General features: G+C 73.0%; 16 protein-coding genes. 6 read left to right on the plus strand and 10 right to left on the minus strand.

Annotated features, from left to right (window positions below):
* Positions 1-57 precede the first annotated feature (57 nt).
* Both meaB and ACIBBA_RS20400 read right to left on the minus strand, forming a co-directional pair.
* Positions 58-993, minus strand: coding sequence for a methylmalonyl Co-A mutase-associated GTPase MeaB (gene meaB / locus ACIBBA_RS20395; RefSeq protein ID WP_350872154.1), 936 nt, complete (start codon positions 991-993; stop codon positions 58-60).
* Positions 994-1,058: 65 nt separating this feature from the next.
* Positions 1,059-2,249 (minus strand): acetyl-CoA C-acetyltransferase, encoded by a 1,191-nt coding sequence (locus ACIBBA_RS20400; protein WP_350871866.1) that lies wholly within the window; start codon positions 2,247-2,249, stop codon positions 1,059-1,061.
* Positions 2,250-2,311: 62 nt separating this feature from the next.
* On the opposite strand from ACIBBA_RS20400, the gene mce reads away from it, so the two are divergent.
* The 5 genes from mce (at position 2,312) to ACIBBA_RS20425 (ending at position 10,036) form a co-directional block, all read left to right on the plus strand.
* Positions 2,312-2,785, plus strand: coding sequence for a methylmalonyl-CoA epimerase (gene mce / locus ACIBBA_RS20405; RefSeq protein WP_350871864.1), 474 nt, complete (start codon positions 2,312-2,314; stop codon positions 2,783-2,785).
* A gap of 242 nt (positions 2,786-3,027) precedes the next feature.
* On the plus strand, positions 3,028-4,383 hold the full coding sequence (gene ccrA / locus ACIBBA_RS20410; RefSeq protein WP_396699432.1) for a crotonyl-CoA carboxylase/reductase: 1,356 nt from the start codon (positions 3,028-3,030) through the stop codon (positions 4,381-4,383).
* Between the two features lie 389 nt (positions 4,384-4,772).
* The gene (locus tag ACIBBA_RS20415) at positions 4,773-6,038 is read left to right on the plus strand and encodes a cell division protein DivIVA (protein ID WP_396699286.1); all 1,266 of its coding nucleotides are present in this window, start codon (positions 4,773-4,775) and stop codon (positions 6,036-6,038) included.
* Between the two features lie 176 nt (positions 6,039-6,214).
* Complete coding sequence (locus ACIBBA_RS20420) at positions 6,215-8,530, plus strand: hypothetical protein (protein WP_396699288.1); 2,316 nt, start codon at positions 6,215-6,217, stop codon at positions 8,528-8,530.
* 393 nt (positions 8,531-8,923) lie between these two features.
* Complete coding sequence (locus ACIBBA_RS20425; RefSeq protein WP_396699434.1) at positions 8,924-10,036, plus strand: AI-2E family transporter; 1,113 nt, start codon at positions 8,924-8,926, stop codon at positions 10,034-10,036.
* Between the two features lie 6 nt (positions 10,037-10,042).
* Here ACIBBA_RS20425 and ACIBBA_RS20430 read toward each other — a convergent pair whose 3' ends face one another.
* The 7 genes from ACIBBA_RS20430 to ACIBBA_RS20460 form a co-directional block, all read right to left on the minus strand.
* Positions 10,043-10,852, minus strand: coding sequence for an alpha/beta hydrolase (locus ACIBBA_RS20430; RefSeq protein ID WP_396699291.1), 810 nt, complete (start codon positions 10,850-10,852; stop codon positions 10,043-10,045).
* 67 nt (positions 10,853-10,919) lie between these two features.
* Complete coding sequence (locus ACIBBA_RS20435) at positions 10,920-11,246, minus strand: hypothetical protein (RefSeq protein WP_357051788.1); 327 nt, start codon at positions 11,244-11,246, stop codon at positions 10,920-10,922.
* Between the two features lie 16 nt (positions 11,247-11,262).
* Complete coding sequence (locus tag ACIBBA_RS20440) at positions 11,263-12,363, minus strand: hypothetical protein (RefSeq protein ID WP_396699293.1); 1,101 nt, start codon at positions 12,361-12,363, stop codon at positions 11,263-11,265.
* Positions 12,360-12,854 (minus strand): SigE family RNA polymerase sigma factor, encoded by a 495-nt coding sequence (locus ACIBBA_RS20445; protein WP_396699295.1) that lies wholly within the window; start codon positions 12,852-12,854, stop codon positions 12,360-12,362. The genes ACIBBA_RS20440 and ACIBBA_RS20445 overlap by 4 nt, the downstream gene beginning before the upstream one ends.
* Positions 12,855-12,895: 41 nt before the next feature.
* Positions 12,896-14,686: a 3-hydroxyacyl-CoA dehydrogenase family protein gene (locus ACIBBA_RS20450; RefSeq protein WP_396699297.1), complete on the minus strand. Its 1,791-nt coding sequence runs from the start codon at positions 14,684-14,686 to the stop codon at positions 12,896-12,898.
* Between the two features lie 207 nt (positions 14,687-14,893).
* A complete protein-coding gene (locus ACIBBA_RS20455; protein ID WP_396699299.1) occupies positions 14,894-15,964 on the minus strand; it encodes an alpha/beta hydrolase in 1,071 nt (356 codons plus the stop codon).
* Positions 15,965-16,053: 89 nt separating this feature from the next.
* Entirely contained in the window at positions 16,054-16,470 is a 417-nt protein-coding gene (locus ACIBBA_RS20460) for an FHA domain-containing protein (protein WP_396699301.1), read from the minus strand.
* A 256-nt stretch (positions 16,471-16,726) separates the two neighbouring features.
* Here ACIBBA_RS20460 and ACIBBA_RS20465 point away from each other — a divergent pair, with 256 nt between their 5' ends.
* Entirely contained in the window at positions 16,727-18,223 is a 1,497-nt protein-coding gene (locus ACIBBA_RS20465; protein WP_396699303.1) for an aldehyde dehydrogenase family protein, read from the plus strand.
* A 15-nt stretch (positions 18,224-18,238) separates the two neighbouring features.
* On the opposite strand, the gene nucS is transcribed toward ACIBBA_RS20465, so the two are convergent.
* Positions 18,239-18,898, minus strand: coding sequence for an endonuclease NucS (gene nucS, locus ACIBBA_RS20470; protein WP_396699305.1), 660 nt, complete (start codon positions 18,896-18,898; stop codon positions 18,239-18,241).
* Positions 18,899-18,963: the final 65 nt, after the last annotated feature.

Raw genomic sequence — 18,963 nt, forward strand, 5'->3', positions numbered from 1 at the left:
CCACGGGTCCGTGGCGCGGTGCGAGCGTACTAGGCGGGCGGGTCCGCAGTGGACCGGTCAGGCGCCGAGCTGGGCGAGCAGTTCGTCGGCCGCCGCGTACGGGTCGATCGCCCCCTCGGCCACCTTGGCGGCGAGCGACGGCAGCTCCGTACCGTCGCGCAACGAGCCGATCCGGTCGCGGAGCACGCCGAGCGCGATCGCCTCGATCTCGGCGGCGGCCCGCGCCTCCTGGCGGCGGCGCAGCTCGCCGTGCTCGACCAGCCAACCGCGGTGCTTGTCGATGGCCGCGGCGATGTCGTCGATCCCCTCGCCGCGGGCCGCGACCGACCGCACCACCTGCGGTCGCCACTGCCCCGGCGCGCGCTCGCCAAGGGCGATCATGCCCTGGATGTCGCGGACGGTGGCGTCGGCGCCGTCCCGGTCGGCCTTGTTGATCACGAAGACGTCCGCGATCTCCAGGATGCCGGCCTTGACCGCCTGGATGGCGTCGCCCATGCCCGGGGCGAGCAGCACCAGCGTGGTGTCCGCCAGCGAGGCCACCTCGACCTCGGCCTGACCGACCCCGACGGTCTCCACCAGCACCACGTCGCAGCCGGCGCCCTCCAGCACCCGTACCGCCTGCGGGGTGGTCGCGGCCAGCCCGCCGAGGTGGCCCCGGCTGGACATCGAGCGGATGTAGACGCCCGGGTCGGTGGCGTGGTCCTGCATCCGCACCCGGTCGCCGAGGATCGCGCCGCCGGTGAACGGGCTGGACGGGTCGACCGCCAGCACGCCGACCCGGTGCCCGCGCGCCCGCAGCGCCCGGACCAGCTCGTTGGTGGTCGTGGACTTGCCCACCCCGGGTGAGCCGGTCAGCCCGACCACCTGGGCCTGACCGGCGTACGGCGCCAGCGCCGCGGCGACGTCACGTAGCACCTCGTCGCCGTTCTCCACCAGGGTGATCAGCCGGGCCACCGCGCGGGGATCCCCCGCGCGGGCCCGCTCGACCAGCATGGGTACGTCCCGGCTGCGCCGCACCGAGCCGGTGGCCGCAACCGGGGCGTTCGCCACGACTTCGCTCACTCGCCGGCTGCCGGAACGTGGATGACCAGCGCGTCGCCCTGCCCGCCGCCGCCGCAGAGCGCGGCCGCGCCGGTGCCGCCGCCGCGGCGCTTGAGCTCCAGCGCGAGGGTGAGCACCAGCCGCGCGCCGGACATGCCGATCGGGTGGCCCAGCGCGATGGCCCCACCGTTGACGTTGACCTTCTCCGGACTGATCCCCAGCTCCCGGGTGGACTGGATGCCGACCTGGGCGAACGCCTCGTTGATCTCGATGAGGTCGAGGTCGGCGACACCCAGCCCGGCCTTGCGCAGGGCGTGCAGGATCGCGTTCGACGGCTGCGAGTGCAGGGAGTTGTCCGGGCCCGCGACGTTGCCGTGCGCGCCGACCTCGGCCAGCCAGGTCAGCCCCAGCTCCTTCGCCTTGGCCTTGCTCATCACCACCACGGCGGCGGCGCCGTCCGAGATCGGCGAGGAGCTGCCGGCGGTGATGGTGCCGTCCTTGGTGAACGCCGGGCGCAGCTTGGCCAGCGACTCGGCGGTGGTGTCCGGCCGGATCCCCTCGTCCTCGCTGATCACCAGCGGGTCGCCCTTGCGCTGCGGAATGACCACCGGGGTGATCTCGTCGGCGAAGTGGCCGTTCTTCTGCGCGGCGGCGGCGCGCTGGTGGCTGGCCGCGGCGAAGGCGTCCTGCTCCTCGCGGCTGATGCCGTGCTTCGCGCCGAGCCGCTCGGTGGACTCGCCCATCGAGCAGCAGTCCCAGGCGTCGGTGAGCCCGTCCAGCGCCATGTGGTCCTTGATCACCACGTCGCCGTACTTGTAGCCGGCGCGCTGGCCGAGCAGCAGGTGCGGGGCGTTGGTCATCGACTCCATGCCGCCGGCCACGACGATGTCGAACTCGCCGGCCCGGATCAACTGGTCGGCGAGGGCGATCGCGTCCAGGCCGGAGAGGCAGACCTTGTTGATGGTCAACGCCGGCACGGACATCGGCACGCCCGCCTCGACGGCCGCCTGGCGGGCCGGGATCTGGCCGGCGCCGGCCTGCAGCACCTGTCCCATGATCACGTACTGCACCTGGTCGGGGCTGACGCCGGCCCGCTCCAGCGCCGCCTTGATGGCGATGCCGCCGAGCTTCGTGGCCGGGAGGTCCTTGAGGTTGCCCAGCAGCCGCCCCATCGGGGTCCGTGCGCCGCTGACGATCACCGAAGCCATACCTGCCTCCGAGGGGGGTGCCGACCTGTACGCCTTAACGATTATTCGGCCAGACTAGCGCCATGACCGAGAACTCCCCCGCCGAGCCCGCTGCGGAACACGTCACAGACATCGGGTTGCGCCGAATCGACCACGTCGGCATCGCCGTGGCCGACCTGGACGCCGCGATCGACTTCTACCAGCGGACGTTCGGCATGCGCTGCGTGCACACCGAGACGAACACCGAACAGGGCGTCCGGGAGGCGATGCTGGCCGTCGGCCCGAGCACCGACGGCGGCTGCCTGCAACTGCTCGCCCCGCTCACCCCGGAGAGCACCATCGCGAAGTTCCTGGACCGCAACGGCCCCGGCGTGCAGCAGGTCGCGTACACCGTCGTGGACATCGACGCGGCCTGCGCGGCGCTGCGGGAGCGCGGGATGCGGCTGCTCTACGAGACGCCACGGCGCGGCACCGCGAACTCCCGGATCAACTTCGTGCACCCGAAGGACGCCGGCGGCGTCCTGGTCGAGTTGGTCGAGCCGGCCGCCGGGCACTGAGACATCGGCCGGTGCGCACGTCGGTGCGCGGTTCAACGTTCACCCGGGCACCTTCACGCATCGGCCGATGCAGTTTTTCACAGAGGACTTCCCGCCCTAGCTACCGTTCAGTAACGTCCGCGCAACAGGAGCCCGACCGGCGCCCGATGTGTCGGTTGCCGACATGGCGGCCGGTCGCACCGGCACCGACGATGGCAGCACCCAGACCCGTACGCGCGGGTGCCGACGAACGGGAGGTCACCGTGCAGGACATCCTCGAAGCGATCATGGCGGCGGACGAGTCGAGCGACCCCGACCGCGAACTCGCCCGGCTCGCCGACCTGCCGGTTCCGGAGAGCTACCGGGGCGTGGTCGTGCGCGCCGAGGAGGCCCGGATGTTCGACGGGATGGCGACCCGGGACAAGGACCCGCGCAAGGCGCTGCACGTCCAGGAGGTCCCGACGCCGGAACTCGGCCCGGGCGAGGCGCTGGTCGCGGTGATGGCCAGCGCGATCAACTACAACACCGTCTGGACCAGCATCTTCGAGCCGCTGCCCACCTTCAAGTTCCTCCAGCGTTACGGCCGGCTCTCCGAGCTGACCCGCCGGCACGACCTGCCGTACCACGTGGTCGGCTCGGACGCGGCCGGCGTGGTGCTGCGTACCGGCCCCGGGGTGACCCGGTGGCAGGCCGGCGACGAGGTAGTCGCGCACTGCCTCTCGGTGGAGCTGGAGGACGCGGCCGGGCACGACGACACGATGCTCGACCCGCAACAGCGGATCTGGGGCTTCGAGACCAACTTCGGCGGCCTCGCCGAGCTGGCCGTGGTCAAGGCCAACCAGCTGATGCCGAAGCCGCGGCACCTCAGCTGGGAGGAGGCGGCCAGTCCCGGGTTGGTCAACTCGACCGCGTACCGGCAGCTCGTGTCGCACCACGGGGCGAACATGAAGCAGGGCGACGTGGTGCTGATCTGGGGCGCCTCCGGTGGGCTGGGCGGCTACGCCACCCAGATGGCGCTGAACGGCGGGGCCATCCCGGTCTGTGTGGTCTCCTCGCCCGAGAAGGCCGAGCTGTGCCGCCAGATGGGGGCCGAGCTGGTCATCGACCGGGCGGCCGAGGGGTTCCGCTTCTGGTCCGACGAGCAGACCCAGGATCAGGACGAGTGGCGGCGCTTCGGTGAGCGGATCCGCGAGCTGACCGGCGGCGAGGACCCGGACATCGTCTTCGAGCACCCCGGGCGGGAGACCTTCGGTGCCAGCGTCTACGTCGCCCGGCGCGGCGGCACCATCGTCACCTGCGCCTCCACCAGCGGCTTCCAGCACCAGTACGACAACCGCTACCTCTGGATGCACCTGAAGCGGATCGTCGGCAGCCACTTCGCCAACTACCACGAGGCGTGGCAGGCCAACCGGCTAGTGGCGCTGGGCAAGGTGCACCCGACCGTGTCCCGGACGTATCCGCTGGAGCAGACCGGCCAGGCCGCGTACGAGGTGCACCGCAACGCCCACCAGGGCAAGGTGGGCGTCCGCTGCCTCGCGCCGCGCGACGGCCTGGGGGTACGCGACCCGGAGCTGCGGGCCCGGCACGAGACGGCGATCAACCGGTTCCGCGGTCACTGACCACCGTCCGCCCCGGCGCCGGCGAACGTCCGGGCTGGACAGCCCGCCGGGGTGGCGGGCTGTCCACGCCGGGGCGCGCTCAGGCGGCCGGCGCCGGGCGGGCCGTCCGGAGGAGCGCCGGATGACCAATCCGGTGAACCCGATTGCCTTTCGCACGGGTCGCCGAAGGCCCATTCGAGTGATCTCCACCGGAGCCGGACAAAGGGCCGCGAGCTGCTCTCGCGGCCCTTTTTCGTGCCGCACTCGGCACCGTCCGGCCTGCACCGGGAGCTGCCAAGATCGGCGTTTGGTCCGGCGAACCGACCCGACGAAGTTGACCATGTAAAGAGGACCCGAAAGCTGCGCACCGCTCTTGCGAAGCACCCTGGGGCGTCTGCCAGTATGTCCCAATGCCCCAGCAGCAGTCCTCCCCTCTCGCGTTCTTCGATAACGCGAACTCGCAACCCGACTTCACCGTTGGCCTGCGCGGCTACAACGTCGGGCAGGTCGATGACTTCATCGGTCGGCTGACCGCCGCGCTGACCCAGTCCGAGCAGGCCCGTGCCGAGGCCGAACAGCGGATGAACGACGCACAGCGTCGGCTCCGCCAGGCCGAGCAGCGCATGAGCGCGCTGGAGCAGAAGCTCGCCGAGACCAACAAGCAGCTCGAGGAGAACAGCCGGCCGACCCTCTCCGGCCTCGGCACCCGCGTCGAGCAGATCCTCCGGCTGGCCGAGGAGCAGGCCAACGACCACCGCAACGAGGCGAAGCGCGAGTCGGAGGGCATCCTCTCCGCCGCCCGCCTCGAGGCGCGTGAGATCACCGACAAGGCCCGCGCCGAGGCCGCCGCGATGAAGGCCACCGCCGAGCGGGAGGCGGGCAACCTGCGCACCGCCGCCGAGCGGGAGGCGGCCGAGGTCCGGGTCCAGGCCCGACGGGAGGCCGACACGCTGCGCGCCGACGCTGACCGCGAGACCAAGCAGCTGCGTACGGTCACCGCGCACGAGGTGGCCGAGCTGAAGTCCACCGTCGAGCGGGAGGTGGCCACCCTCCGGGCCACCGCCGAGCGTGAGATCACCCAGCAGCGGGCCAAGGCCGCTCGCGAGGCCGAGGAGAAGCGCGCCGAGGCGACGAAGCTGCTCACCGACGCCCGCGACAAGCGCGACAAGGACCTCCAGGCCCTGGAGCTGCAGCTCGCCGAGCGCCGCGAGAAGGCCGAGCGCGAGGAGTCCGAGCGGCACGCCGCGCAGGTGTCGCAGACCCAGAAGCTGGTCAGCGAGGCCGAGCAGCGGGCCCGGGCCGCCCAGGAGCGGGCGAAGGAGATCGAGCAGCGCGCCGAGGCCCGCCGGGTCGAGTCGGAGCGCACCGCCGCCGAGACGGTGGAGAAGGCCAAGGCGCTCTCGGAGAAGACCCTCAACGAGGCGAAGAGCGAGTCGCAGCGCCTGCTCAACGAGGCGCGCACCGAGGCGGAGCTGACCACGCAGGCGGCCCGCCGCGAGGTCGAGGACCTCACCCGGCAGAAGGACGCCGTCACCTCGCAGCTCGGCCAGATGCTCTCCGGGCTCGCCGGCATCGTGCCGGGCGTGCCGCCCGCGCAGGCCGCCACCGCCGCGGCCGCCAAGCCGGCGGCCGACAAGGCCGACGGCGGCAAGGTGGCCGCGGAGACGGCCAGCTGACCCATCGCCAGGCCGGGGCATGACACGGCGCGGGGCGGCACCGGGCGACCGGTGCCGCCCCGCGCTGTACGCGTTTCCCGACAGTCCGTAGCCGTCGGCGCGACCGGAGTGAAGTAGCTCCCAAGAGGGGCGTCCGTATCGCCCCAGCAGAGGCCGATGCGTGTGAGGATGGGGGCATGTCGCACGGCGAGGAACTGTTCGCACTCGGCGGGGACGTGGCAACGGAGCCCAGCTTCGAGTCCGCTCTGCGGGGATACGAGAAGAAGCAGGTTGACCGCTACGTCGCCCGCGCGGAGCACGAGATCACAACCCTCGCGGCGGAACGGGAACAGGCGTACACACAGATCCACAAGCTGGCCGGCCAGGTCGAGGTGCTCCAGCGGGATCTCGCCCAGGTGCGCAAGCAGATCGGGGTGGTGGACCGCGCCTCGTTCCGGCACCTCGGCCCCCGCGTCGAGCAGATCCTCACCATGGCCGAGGAGCAGGCCGACGAGATCGTCAGCGCCGCCAACCAGGAGATCGAGTCTCGCCGGGCCGCCGCCGAGCACATCATCGAGGATGCTCGCGAGCAGGCCGCGAAGGCGCTGAAGGACTTCGAGATCGCCCTCGCCGCCCGACGCGCGGAGGAGGAGCGGCAGAGCGCCGCCCGCCGGGCCGAGTCGGAGGCCACGCTGCGGTCGGCCAAGGAGGAGGCCGCGAAGCTGCGCCGGACCGCGCAGGACGAGTTGGCTCGGGCCCAGCAGGAGGCCACTCAGCTGCGGGAGACCGCCAAGGAGATCCACACTCGCGCCCAGCAGGAGTCCACGAAGCTGCGCGAGGCCGCCCGGGAGGCGCTGGCCAAGGCGCAGCAGGAGGCGACCCAGCTGCGCGACGCCGCCAAGGAGGTGCACGCCAACGCCCAGCAGGAAGCCAAGCGACTCGTCGACCAGGCGACCGAGGCCGGGCGGGCCACCCACGCCAAGGCGCAGCGGGAGGCCAAGCAGATCATCGACGACGCGTCGATGGCCGGCCGGGCCACCCGGGCGAAGGCGCAGCAGGAAGCGGAGCGGCTCACCACCCAGGCGGCCGAGTCGGCCAAGCGCAACCGCACCGAGACCGAGGCGTACGTCCAGCGGATGCGCACCGAGACCGAGGCGTACGTGCAGCAGGCGCGGGCGCAGACCCAGCAGGAGCTGGGCGCCTGGCGGGCCGGGGTGGAGCAGGAGGTGAACTCCCGCCGGGAGGCCGCCGACCGCGAGCTGGCTCAGCGCCGCGCTGCCGCCGAGCAGGAGTTCGCCAAGCGCCGCGACGAGTTGGAGAAGAAGTACACCGCCCGCCAGCAGGAGTTGGAGACCAGCTTCACCGGCCGGCAGAAGGAGCTGGAGACGGGTTACGCCAGCCGGAAGCAGGAGCTGGAGTCCAGCTTCACCTCCCGGCGGGACCAGCTGGAGGCCGAGTACACGGCCCGCAAGAACGAGATCGAGCAGGGCGCCGACCAGATCCGGCAGACCGCCGAGCGGGACGCCGCCACGCTGCGGCAGCAGGCCGAGGAGCAGTCCACCGAGCTGCTGCGCCAGGCCGAGACGGAGTCGGCCGAGAAGCGCCGCACGGCCGACGAGCACGTCGCCACCTCCCGGCGGCAGTTCGAGGAGTACGCGGCGACGACCCAGCAGCACCTGGCCACCACCCAGCAGCACCTCGCCGCGACCCAGCAGGAGGCCGCGGCCGGCCGGCAGCAGCTCGCCCAGGTGATGCTGGAGATCGCCCAGGCCCAGCAGCAGCTCGCCGACCTGCGGCAGGAGACCTGGAAGTCCCGGCAGGAGTTCGACGACGTCCAGCGGCAGCTCACCGAGGTGCGGATGCAGGCCGCCACCGGGCCGGGCGGCACCGACGGGCCGACGTCACCCGCCCCGGCGGGAACCGTCGGCCCCGCGTCGGCCGCCGGACCGGCCGTGGCGGCCCGGCCGGTCGAACCCGGGCGGGGTAAGAGCGCCGACCCGACGGCCAAGCCGGCCGGCACCCGACCGGGCGACCCGAAGGCGGAGCCGGGCGCCGGCCAGCCGGTCGGCGCGACGGCGAAGTCCGCCGACAGCAAGGCCCAGCCGGTCGGCGCGACGGCGAAGTCCCCCGACAGCAAGGCCCAGCCGGTCGGGGCGAAGGTTCAGTCCACCGACAGCAAGGCCCAGCCGGGCGCCACGACGGCGCAGCCCGGCGGCGCCAGCACCGCCGGCGCGACGGCGGAGCCGGCCACCGCCGAGAGCGAACCGGCACCGGAGGCAGCCGGCGAGTCGAAGGCCCGGCCGGTGGCGGAGCCGGTGACCACGGTGGACGACGGCGCCTCCGGCGCGGCCGTGGACGGCGAGCCGACGGTGGCCGCGGTGCCCGGCGAGGGCGGTCGGGGCGCCACCCCCACGAAGATCACCAGCACCGGCGAGAACGGTAAGCGGCCGAGCAAGCCGACCACCGACGAACGCGCCGCCAAGCCCAGCACGGTCACCGTCGAGAAGGACTGACCGCGCGCGGCCCGCTCCGGTAAGAGCAGCTTCGTTGTCTCCGAGCGTGATACCGCTGAGTCATATTGATGCCTCAGCGGTATCACGCTCAAGATGACATCCGGTGCCCCGCCGAAACTCCAGGTTCGGCGTGCGGCGAGGCGAAAGCGGGTCGGCTGGCTGGGCGGGCGGCCAGTAGTCTCCCGGGCAGGGCCGGAAGGCCGGCCAGGGCCGGCTGGACGGGATGGGGCGGCCAGGCCGCCGGACTCGCCGGAGGACGTGGTGACGCAGGACGGGCCGACGACCGACGGACCGGGCCCGGAGCACGCTGGCCCACCGGACCCCGCCGACGCGGAGCCGGCCGGGACGCATCGGCACACCCCCGACCCGCGCACCCAGGACCCACCGCACCCGGTGGCGACGACGCCCGCCGGCGGGTCGGCGGACGATCCGGTCGACCCGCCACCGGCCACCGGTTCAGGCCGGTTCGGGCCACCGGGGCGACCCCTGCGCCGCAGCAGCTTCCTGGTCGGCTTCACCGGGGCGCTCGGCGTGCTGCTGGCGTACACCCTCTATCTCGGCGTGCGCAACGCCGCCGGCATCCTGGTCCTGGTGGTGATCGCGCTCTTCCTCGCGGTCGGCCTCTACCCGGCGGTGGCCCGGCTGCGCTCCTGGGGCCTGCCGCACGGGCTGGCCGTGGCGCTGGTCACCACCGCCGTGGTGCTGCTGCTCTGCGGCGGGGTGGTGGCGCTGGTGCCGCCGATCGTCACCCAGTCCGGTCAGTTCGTCGAGCAACTCCCGAGCTACGTCGAGGACCTGCGCCGCAGCGAGACGGTCAACGACCTGGTCGAGCGGTACGACCTGGTGCAACGGGTGCAGGGCGCGGTGAACGCGGACACCCTGAGCCGGGCCCTCGGTGGGGTGCTCGGCGGGGCGCAACTGATCTTCGGCACCATCTTCCGGATCCTGACCGTGCTGGTGCTGACCATCTACTTCCTGGCCTACTTCAACCGGCTGCGGTCCCTGGGCTACGCCCTGGTGCCCCAGTCCCGGCGGGAGCGGGTGCAGCTGATCGGCGACGAGATCCTGGCCAAGGTCGGCGCCTACATGGTCGGCGCGCTGAGCATCGCGGTGCTGGCCGGCGTGAGCACGTTCATCTTCGCGCTGATCGTCGGGCTGGCGTACCCGATCGCGCTGGCCGTGGTGGTCGCGGTGACCGACCTGATCCCGCAGATCGGTGCCACCCTCGGCGCGGTGATCGTGAGCCTGGTCGGCTTCGCCACCGACCTCCCGGCCGGCATCGCCTGCGTGGTCTTCTTCCTGATCTACCAGCAGGTGGAGAACTACCTCATCTACCCGAAGGTGATGCGCCGCTCGGTCGAGGTCAACGAGGTGGCCGCCCTGCTCGCGGCGCTGCTCGGGGTGGCGCTGATCGGCGTGGTGGGCGCGCTCATCGCCATTCCCACGGTGGCCGCCATCCAGCTCATCCTGCGCGAGGTGGTGCTGCCCCGGCAGCAGGCGCGGTGACGTCGGTCAGCCGGCCTGCGCCTGCGGCGGGCCGGGCACCGGCCGGTCCGCGAACGACGCGACCGTCCGGTCCGCGTACGCGCTGACGTCGCCGGTCTCCATCGGGCCGTCCCAGGTGGTGGGCAGCGGCACCGCTGCGGCCGGGTTCACCCGGCGGACCACCTCGTCGAGCACCCGCTCGGCGTCACCGACCCAGAGGTGCTTCGCCCCCGGCACGCCCACCACCTCGGCCTGCGGCACCGCCGCGAACCGCTCCCGGGCCTCGTCCGGGCGCAGGTAGTCGTCGAACTCGGGCACCAGCGCCACCAGCGGGCGACCGGAGTTCGCCCAGCTCGTCAGGTCCTCGGGGGCCGAGTAGCGCAGCGGCGGCGAGAGCAGGATCGCGCCGGAGATGGCCGGGTCACAGCCGTACTTCAGGGCCAGATCGGTGCCGAACGACCAGCCGAGCAGCCAGATGTTCGGCAGCTCGTGGAACTCGGCGTACTCGATCGCGGCGGCCACGTCGTAGCGCTCGCCGACCGCGTTGTCGAACGCGCCCTCGCTGGTCCCACGCATGCTGCTGGTGCCCCGGGTGTTGAACCGGAGCACCGCGAGGTCGGCCAGCGCGGGCAGCCGCCAGGCCGCCTTGCGGAAGACGTGGCTGTCCATCATCCCGCCGTGCGTGGGCAGCGGGTGCAGGCAGACCAGGGTGGCCACCGGCGCCCGGTCGACCGGGCGGGCCAGCTCGCCGACGAGCCGGAGCCCGTCCGCGGTGTGCAGCTCGATGTCCTCCCGGTGCCCGGGCAGGATGGACGACGCGCGGATCGGTGTACTCACCGCTCAAGTCTGGCGCGAAGTCGCCGCTGCCGCCCCGCCGGGGAGCGAACAGGGTGATCCAGATCGCTCAGCCGTAGCGCGGGGCGCTACGCCCGCGCTGGATCGCCGGGCCACGCCGGTCCCGGGCCCGCCAGCAGCCGCTGTGCCAGTGCCGGCGGTCGGTCAGGTCACCCCGACCGTCCGCCGGCCAGGCGACCAGGTGCGCCACCCCGGGACGGATCTCCTGCTCACAGCCGGGGCAGCGGTACGTCTTCACCGACGCACCGCCGCTGATCCCGCGTACCTGCCACTCGCCGTCGCGCCACTGCTGGACCGACTCGACGCCCTGGCGGGCCCGGTCGGCGTCCAGGTGGGCGGCGTCGTCCCGGCGGGGACGGTTACGACGAGGACTCACGTAGCCAAGGTTACGGTCACTGCCAGGTGGTCGGCTCGCCAAGGTCGTCGGCCACCCGGAGCCCCCCGATCAGCGTCTCGACCTCCGCGTCGGTGGGGGGTCGCTGCCAGCGGTTCTCGTGCCCCAACGACAGGTCGGTGTGCGGTATGCCGAGCACAGACCAGAAGTCGCCCATGTCGAACACCGGCCGGCCGGCGATGGTGCGATTGGCCTTCTGCCGATCGTCGACCGGACGCGGCGAGTACCGCAGGCGCACCGGCATGCTGGCCTTGGCGTCGAGCGCGACCGTCAGCGTCGCCGTGGTCTGGTCCACGGCCCGGGCGGGCATCGGCGTCGGAGTCGGTGACTGCGCCCTGGTCAGGACCCCGGGCCAGGCCAGCTCCCGCGTCGCCACCTCGCACCCGGTGATCCGGGCGCCCTGGGGCAGGGCGGTCAGCCGGATCGGCGCGACGCAGCGGCGCGTCTCGTCGAACCGCAACGCGGCCGCCGCCCGGCGTACCTCGGCGTCGGTGTCGCCCAACGTGGCGACCCGGGCGTAGAGGCCGGGGACCGGCTGCCAACGGAGCACCCAGCCGTTCGTGACCCGGTCGAGCCGGTGCGCCAGCCCGTTGAACGCCGAGGCTTTCGCCAGACCGCCACCGATTTCGAACAGCTGGCTGGAGTCGCCGATCTCGGCCACCTCCGGGTCGGCAGCGAGAACGACCATGGCCTGGCGGCCGCCGCCGAGGTCCAGCCGCATGCTCTCGACGCGGGCCGCGGAGCGCCAGGCCACCACCTCGGCCGCCGCCGGGTCGACCCCGAAGTGCAGCAGCCCCGGATCGGTGCCGACCAGGTCGGGCCGGGCGGCCGCCCCCGGCACCCCCGGCGCCCGGGGCGGGGTGACCACGGTCGGGCTGGGCGTCACGGCCGGCGTCGGCGGGGCCGGCGAGGGCGTGCGCAGGGCCACACCGGCGCCCAGCGCGACCGCGACACCGAGCGCGGCGCCCAGCACCGTCCGCCGACGGCGCCGACGGGCCCGTCCCCCGTTCACCGCGGCCGACATCAGCCGATTGGTGTCCACGGGCCCGTCGGCGTGGTCCCGCAGCACCCGGGCGATCCGCTCGTCGAGGTCGGTCACGACCGGCTCCCGTTCGTCATCGGGAGGCCGTGGCGCTCCCGCAGCTGGCTGAGCGCCCGCATTGCGTGGGTGCGGACGGTGACCGGGGAGCAGCCCAGGATCTGGGCGATGGTGGCGTCGTCGAGGTCCTCGTAGTAGCGGAGCACGAGCACCGCCCGCTGGCGGTCGGGCAGGCCGAGGATCAGCCGCCACATCTCGTCCCGGTCGGCGGTCTCGCCGCCCAGGTCGCCCCGGCCGGGCCGTTCGGCGAACTCGGCGGTGGCCAGTTCTCGACTGGACCGGCGGCGCCACCAGGAGGTGTTGGCGTTGACCAGCATCCGGCGCACGTACACGTCCGGCCGGTCGGCCCGGCCGATCCGCCGCCAGTGCACGTAGGCACGCGCCAGCACGTCCTGGGTGAGGTCCTCGGCCCGGTGCTCGTCACCGGTCAGCAGCCGGGCCAGCCGGACGAGCGCCGGCCCGCGGCTGCTGACGTACTCCTCGAAGGTCACACCAGTCAGACGCCGTCACCGGTGCCGGCTGTTGACACCGGTCAGCGGTGGGTGTGGTCCCGGAAGCCGCGGCCGGTCTTGCGGCCCAGGTAGCCGGCGGTGACCAGGTGCTCCAGTAGCGGCGCGGGGGCGAAGCCGGGCTCGCGCAGCTCCAGGTAGAGCTCCCGCTGGATGGCCAGCGAGACGTCCAGGCCGACCACGTCCAGCAGCTCGAACGGGCCCATCGGGTAGCCGCAGCCGAGCTTCATCGCGTGGTCGATGTCGTCCGCGGTCGAGTAGCTCGCCTCCAGCATCTTCACCGCGTCGTTCAGGTACGGGAAGAGCAGGGCGTTGACGATGAACCCGGAGCGGTCCCCGCAGACCACGGCGGTCTTGCCGAGCGCGGCGCAGACCGCGCGGGCGGTGGCGGTGGCCTCCGGCGAGGTACGGATGGTCCGCACCACCTCGACCAGCGGCATGATCGGGGCCGGGTTGAAGAAGTGCAGCCCGACCACGTCGGCCGGCCGCTGGGTGGCCATCGCCACGTCGATCACGGGCAGCGAGGACGTCGTGGTGGCGAGCACGACACCCGGCTTGCAGATCTCGTCCAGGCTGGCGAAGAGCGCCTTCTTCACGCTCAGCTCCTCGACCACCGCCTCGACCACCAGGTCGACGTCGGCGAGGTGGTCGAGCGTCGCCGACCAGGTGATCCGGCCGAGCGCGGCGTCCCGGTCGTCCTCGCTGAGCTTGCCGCGCACCACACCCTTGTTGAGCGAGGTCTTCACCGCCTCACAGACCCGCCCGGACTTCTCCGCGCCCCGGGTCACCGAGACCACCTCGTAGCCGGCCTTGGCGAAGACCTCGATGATGCCGGTGGCCATCGTTCCGGAGCCGACCACACCCACCTTCGCGATGGCGCGGGCGCCGTCGGCGAGTGCGGCCCCGGTGGCGACCGGCGTGGCCTCGTCCGGCACGACCACCGGGGAGCCGGGCCGCTCGTAGGTGTAGAAGCCCCGGCCGGACTTACGGCCGAGCAGCCCGGCGGTGACCATCTGCTTGATCAGCGGCACCGGTGCGTGCCGGCGGTCCCGCCCGCCGCGCCGGTACATGGTGTCCAGGATCTCGTACGCGGTGTCCAGGCCGATCAGGTCCATCAGCGCCAGCGGGCCCATCGGCAGGCCGCAGCCGAGCTTCATCGCGGCGTCGATGTCCTCCCGGCTGGCGTAGTGCGACTCGAACATGCCGACCGCGTGGTTGAGATAGCCGAAGAGCAGCGCGTTGGCGATGAAGCCGGCGCGGTCGTTGATGGTGACGTCGACCTTGCCGAGCCGGGCGCAGAGCGCCTCCACGTCGGCGACCACCTCGGCCGAGGTGACCACGGTCCGGACCACCTCGACCAGCTTCATCACCGGCGCCGGGTTGAAGAAGTGGATGCCGATGACCTGGTTGGGCCGGTGCGTGGCGACGGAGATCTCGGTGACGCTCAACGAGGAGGTGTTGGTGGCCAGGATCGCCTCGGGCTTGCAGACCCGGTCCAGCTCGGCGAAGATCCGCTGCTTCAGGTCGAGGTGCTCGGGCACCGCCTCGATCACCAGGTCGACCGAGTGCAGGGCGTCCAGCCCGACCGCGAAGTGCACCCGGCTGAGCAGCGCGTCGCGGTCCGCCGGGTCGAGCTTGCCCTTGGCGACCGCCCGGTCGGTGGAGCCGGTCAGGGTGACCCGGCCGCGCTCCACGGCCGGCTCGGAGATCTCCACCGCGACGACGTCGATGCCGTTGCGGGCGAAGACCTCGACGATGCCGGCACCCATGGTGCCCAGTCCCACCACACCGATGGTGTTGAACTCGCGCGCCACGACCGGCCTCCCCAAAGGCTCCGCACGGCCACATGAACGGCCGCTAAGGTTATGCGCGCGAGTCTGCCACGTGACGCTCGGTTGTCGAGACGCCGTGGCATATTTCACCCACCGCGCCCGCGCCCGGCCATGCCACCCGGCCACGGCCCCTCCGGGGTCGGGCCGCCCGGCTTCGGGTGGGCTCGGGCGGCCCGGGTCCGGGGGCGGTCAGACGGCCGGGACGGCGGTCAGCGCCAGCAGCTCGGCCACGAACTCGGCGGGCCGCTCCAGGTGCGGGCTGTGCCCACAGCCCGGGAGCACCACCTCGCGGTACGCGCCACCGGCGGCCGCGTACCGGTCCAGCACCGCCCGGGTCTGGCCGATCATCGGCTGCGGCGGGCACTGGGCCTCGCCGGGCCAGCCGGGCAGCACGCCCAGCGAGCCGAGGTAGGCCAGGTCGAAGAGCGAGGTGTCCGAGACGATCACGTCGGAGTCGCCGCGTACCCAGGTGACCGGCGGCTTCCCGACGACCTCGACCAGCTCGTCGGCGACCCGGAAGTACGTCGGCGCGAGAGCGTTGAGCACCCCGCGCTCGCCGGGCGCGGTGCCCGGCCAGTTCGCCGAGGCGACCGCGGTGCCGGGGTAGTTGTCGTCCCCGGTCGCCGTGGACAGCACGGTGTCCAGCAGCAGCTCCTCGTCCGCACCGAGCGAGGCCGGGTCCGCGACATAGGTGGCCCGAAGCACGTTGCGGGGGCTGGCCTGGGCGTCGTCGCCGCGGTCCTGGGCGGCCAGCCGGGCGACGAAGTCGGGGTTGGCGGTGCCCGCCCCGGTACCGGCGAAGTCCGGTGTGGTCGGGGTGCCGGTCACGTCGCGGGTGCCGCCGAAGCCGTACGGGGAGACCGGGGCGGCGAGCAGCAGCCCGGCCACCCGGTGCGGGTGGTCGACGAGCAGCTGCATCGCCACTCCACCGCCGAGCGAGTGCCCGACCACCACCGGGCGGGCGTCGGCGGCGAAGAGGCCCGGTTCGTCGAGCAGGGCGGCGACGTCGTCGGCGAAGTCGCGCAGGCCCCGGGTGGCGTCCACCGGGGCGGTCTGCGTGTCGCCGTAACCGCGCAGGTCGGGAGCGACCACCCGGAGCGTGTGCGGCAGCCGCCGTACCAGCGGCTCCCAGAAGGCGGCCGACGAGCAGTTGCCGTGCACCAGCAGCACCGGCACGCCGTCCGGCGGCCCGGCCACCCGTACCGCCTGGGTGATGCCGTTCGCCGTGACGATCCGCTGCTCGGTCTCCATCGGGCGCATGCTGCCAGCTCGCCGGAGGCTGGTCCATGTGGCCCGCCCCCACCCCGCGGCGACCCCTGGTGTGGCGGGCCGCCGGGTCGGTGCCCGGCTCAGCGCAGCCTGGTCGGCGGCGTCGCCAGCGGCAGCGGCAACGTGGGCCGGTGGTCCCGGCGGGGCGGGCCGAAGCTGATCCCGACCGGGTCGGTACGCGCCACACCCGGGTCGAAGAAGCGCAGCTCGGTGCGGCCGAGGCGGATCACGTCGCCGTCGGCGAGCCGGGTCACCTCGCTGATCCGCTGGTCGTTCAGCCAGGTGCCGTTGGTCGAGTCGAGGTCGCGCAGTGCGGCGCCGTCGGGCGCCAGCCAGACCTCGGCGTGCCGCCGGCTCAGATGCGGGTCGTGGACGACCACGTCGACCGTCGGGGCCCGGCCGATCACCTGTGGATGGAGGCCCAGCCGGAAGCTCGCCCCGCGCATCGGGCCGCCGGCGACCGTCAGCAACGGCAACAGTTCGGAACGCTCCTCCATGGACCCCTCAGCCCTCCACCCGGCACCGTCACTCCGCGCGTCAGCCTGCCATCAGACGGTAGTCGCCATCCACCGCCGCGCGGCCACCTCCGCGTCGCCGGCCGGACACCTTCCGTTCCCCGATTCGGGCGGCCGGGCTGGTCACCTCCATCCTGTCGCCGCCGCGGCCCCGCGCCCGTCGGACGCGCCGCGGGATGCCACATTTCGGCCGTTCGTCGCCCTACCAGCGAGTAATCTTCGGGTCTAGACTTCCGCCATGACGGCTGTGCATGTCCCGGGCGCCCCGGTCATCTCCGACGGCATGCTGGTCTCCACCAGCCCGGCCACCGGCGCCGAGGCCGGGCGGTTCCCGGTCGCCACCGCCGCCGAGGTTGCGGCGACGGTCGAGCGGGCCCGCGTCGCCGGGCAGTGGTGGGCCGGGCTCGGCTTCGCCGGCCGCCGGACGCGGCTGCTGCGTTGGCGGGCTCTGCTCGCCCAGCGGATCGAGCAGCTCGCCGAACTGGTGCACGTCGAGGGTGGCAAGCCGGTCGCCGACGCCATCGTCGAGATCGTCACCGCGATCGAGCACATCGACTGGGCCGCCCGCAACGCCCGCCGGGTGCTCGGCCCGCGTCGGGTCCGCTCCCGGCTGATCCTCGCCGAGTTCTCCGGCCACCTGGAATACCAGCCGCACGGGGTGGTCGGCGTGATCGGCCCGTGGAACTATCCGGTCTTCACCCCGATCGGCTCGACCGCCTACGCGCTGGCGGCCGGCAACGCGGTGGTCTTCAAACCCAGCGAGTACACGCCGACCGTCGGCCAGTGGCTGGTGGACAGCTTCGCCGAGGTGGTGCCGGAGCAGCCGGTCCTCGTCGCGGTGCACGGTCTCGGCGACGTCGGGGCGGCGCTCTGCCGCTCCGGGGTCGGCAAGGTGGCCTTCACCGGCTCCACGGCCACCGCGAAGAAGGTGATGGCCGCCTGCGCCGAGTCGCTGACGCCGGTGCTGCTGGAGGCGGGCGGCAAGGACGCGATGATCGTCGACGCGGACGCCGACCTGGACGCCGCCGCCGAGGCCTGCGTCTGGGGCGGGTTGACCAACGCCGGGCAGACCTGCATCGGCATCGAGCGGGTCTACGCGGTCGAGCCGGTCTTCGACGCCTTCGTCGAGAAGGTGGTCGCCCGGGCCGGCCGGCTGACCGTCGGCCCGGACGGCGCCGACCTCGGCCCGATCACCATGCCCGACCAGCTCGCGGTGATCCGCCGGCACATCGACGACGCGCTGGCCCGGGGTGGGCGGGCGGTGCTGGGCGGCGCGGACGCGGTGCAGCCGCCCTACGTACGGCCGACGGTGCTCGTCGACGTTCCGGAGGATTCGGCCGCCGTCCGGGAGGAGACGTTCGGCCCGACGCTGACCATCAACCGGGTCCGCGACGCCGACGAGGCCGTCGCCAAGGCCAACGCCCTGCCGTACGGCCTGGGCGGCTCGGTCTTCGGCCGGCGGCAGGCGGTGGCGATCGCCCGGCGGCTGCGCTCGGGGATGGCCTCGGTCAACTCGACCCTCACCTTCGCCGGAATGTCCACGCTGCCGTTCGGCGGGGTGGGCGACTCGGGCTTCGGCCGGATCCACGGCGAGGACGGGCTGCGCGAGTTCGGCCGGGCCAAGGCGATCACCCGGCGGCGGGCCCGTTCGCTGCTGCCCTCGATGACCTTCGAACGCACCCCGGCCGACGTGGCCCGACTCGTCAAGGCGATCAAGGTGATGTACGGCAGGTGAGCGCCGGACCGCCGATCAGAACAGCGTCAGCTCGTCGCGCTCGATGCCGCGCAGCTTGTCGTAGTCGACGACCACGCAGCGGATCCCCCGGTCGGTGGCGAGCACCCGCGCCTGTGGCTTGATCTCCTGCGCGGCGAAGACCCCGGCGACCGGGGCGAGCAGCGGATCACGGTTCATCAGTTCGAGGTAGCGGGTGAGCTGCTCCACCCCGTCGATCTCGCCGCGCCGCTTCACCTCGACGGCGACCGCCCGGGAGTCGCCGTCCCGGCAGAGCAGGTCCACCGGGCCGATCGCGGTCATGTACTCGCGACGCACCAGCGTGAACCCCTCGCCGAGGGTGCCCGGGTTGGCGGCCAGCAGTTCCTGGAGGTGCGCCTCCACGCCGTCCTTGCGCAGCCCCGGGTCGATGCCCAACTCGTACGAGGTGTCCTGGAAGATCTCCTCGAGGGTGATCCGCAGCTCCTCGCCGGCCTTGTTGACCACCCGCCACACTCCCGGCGCCTCTTCCAGCCGGCAGGGCGGACTCATCCAGTTGAGCGGCTTGTACGCACGGTCGTCGGCGTGGATGGAGACCGACCCGTCGGCCTTCACCATGAGCAACCGGGTCGCCGGCGGCAGGTGCGCCGAGAGTCGTCCGACATAGTCCACCGAGCACTTCGCAATGACCAACCGCACCCGACGAGGGTAGCGGAGGGACCGGCGATCGCCACCGAGCGGCACTGGCGCGCCGATGGGATGCT

This window comes from Micromonospora sp. NPDC051006 (assembly GCF_044456245.1).
Classification (GTDB): domain Bacteria; phylum Actinomycetota; class Actinomycetes; order Mycobacteriales; family Micromonosporaceae; genus Micromonospora.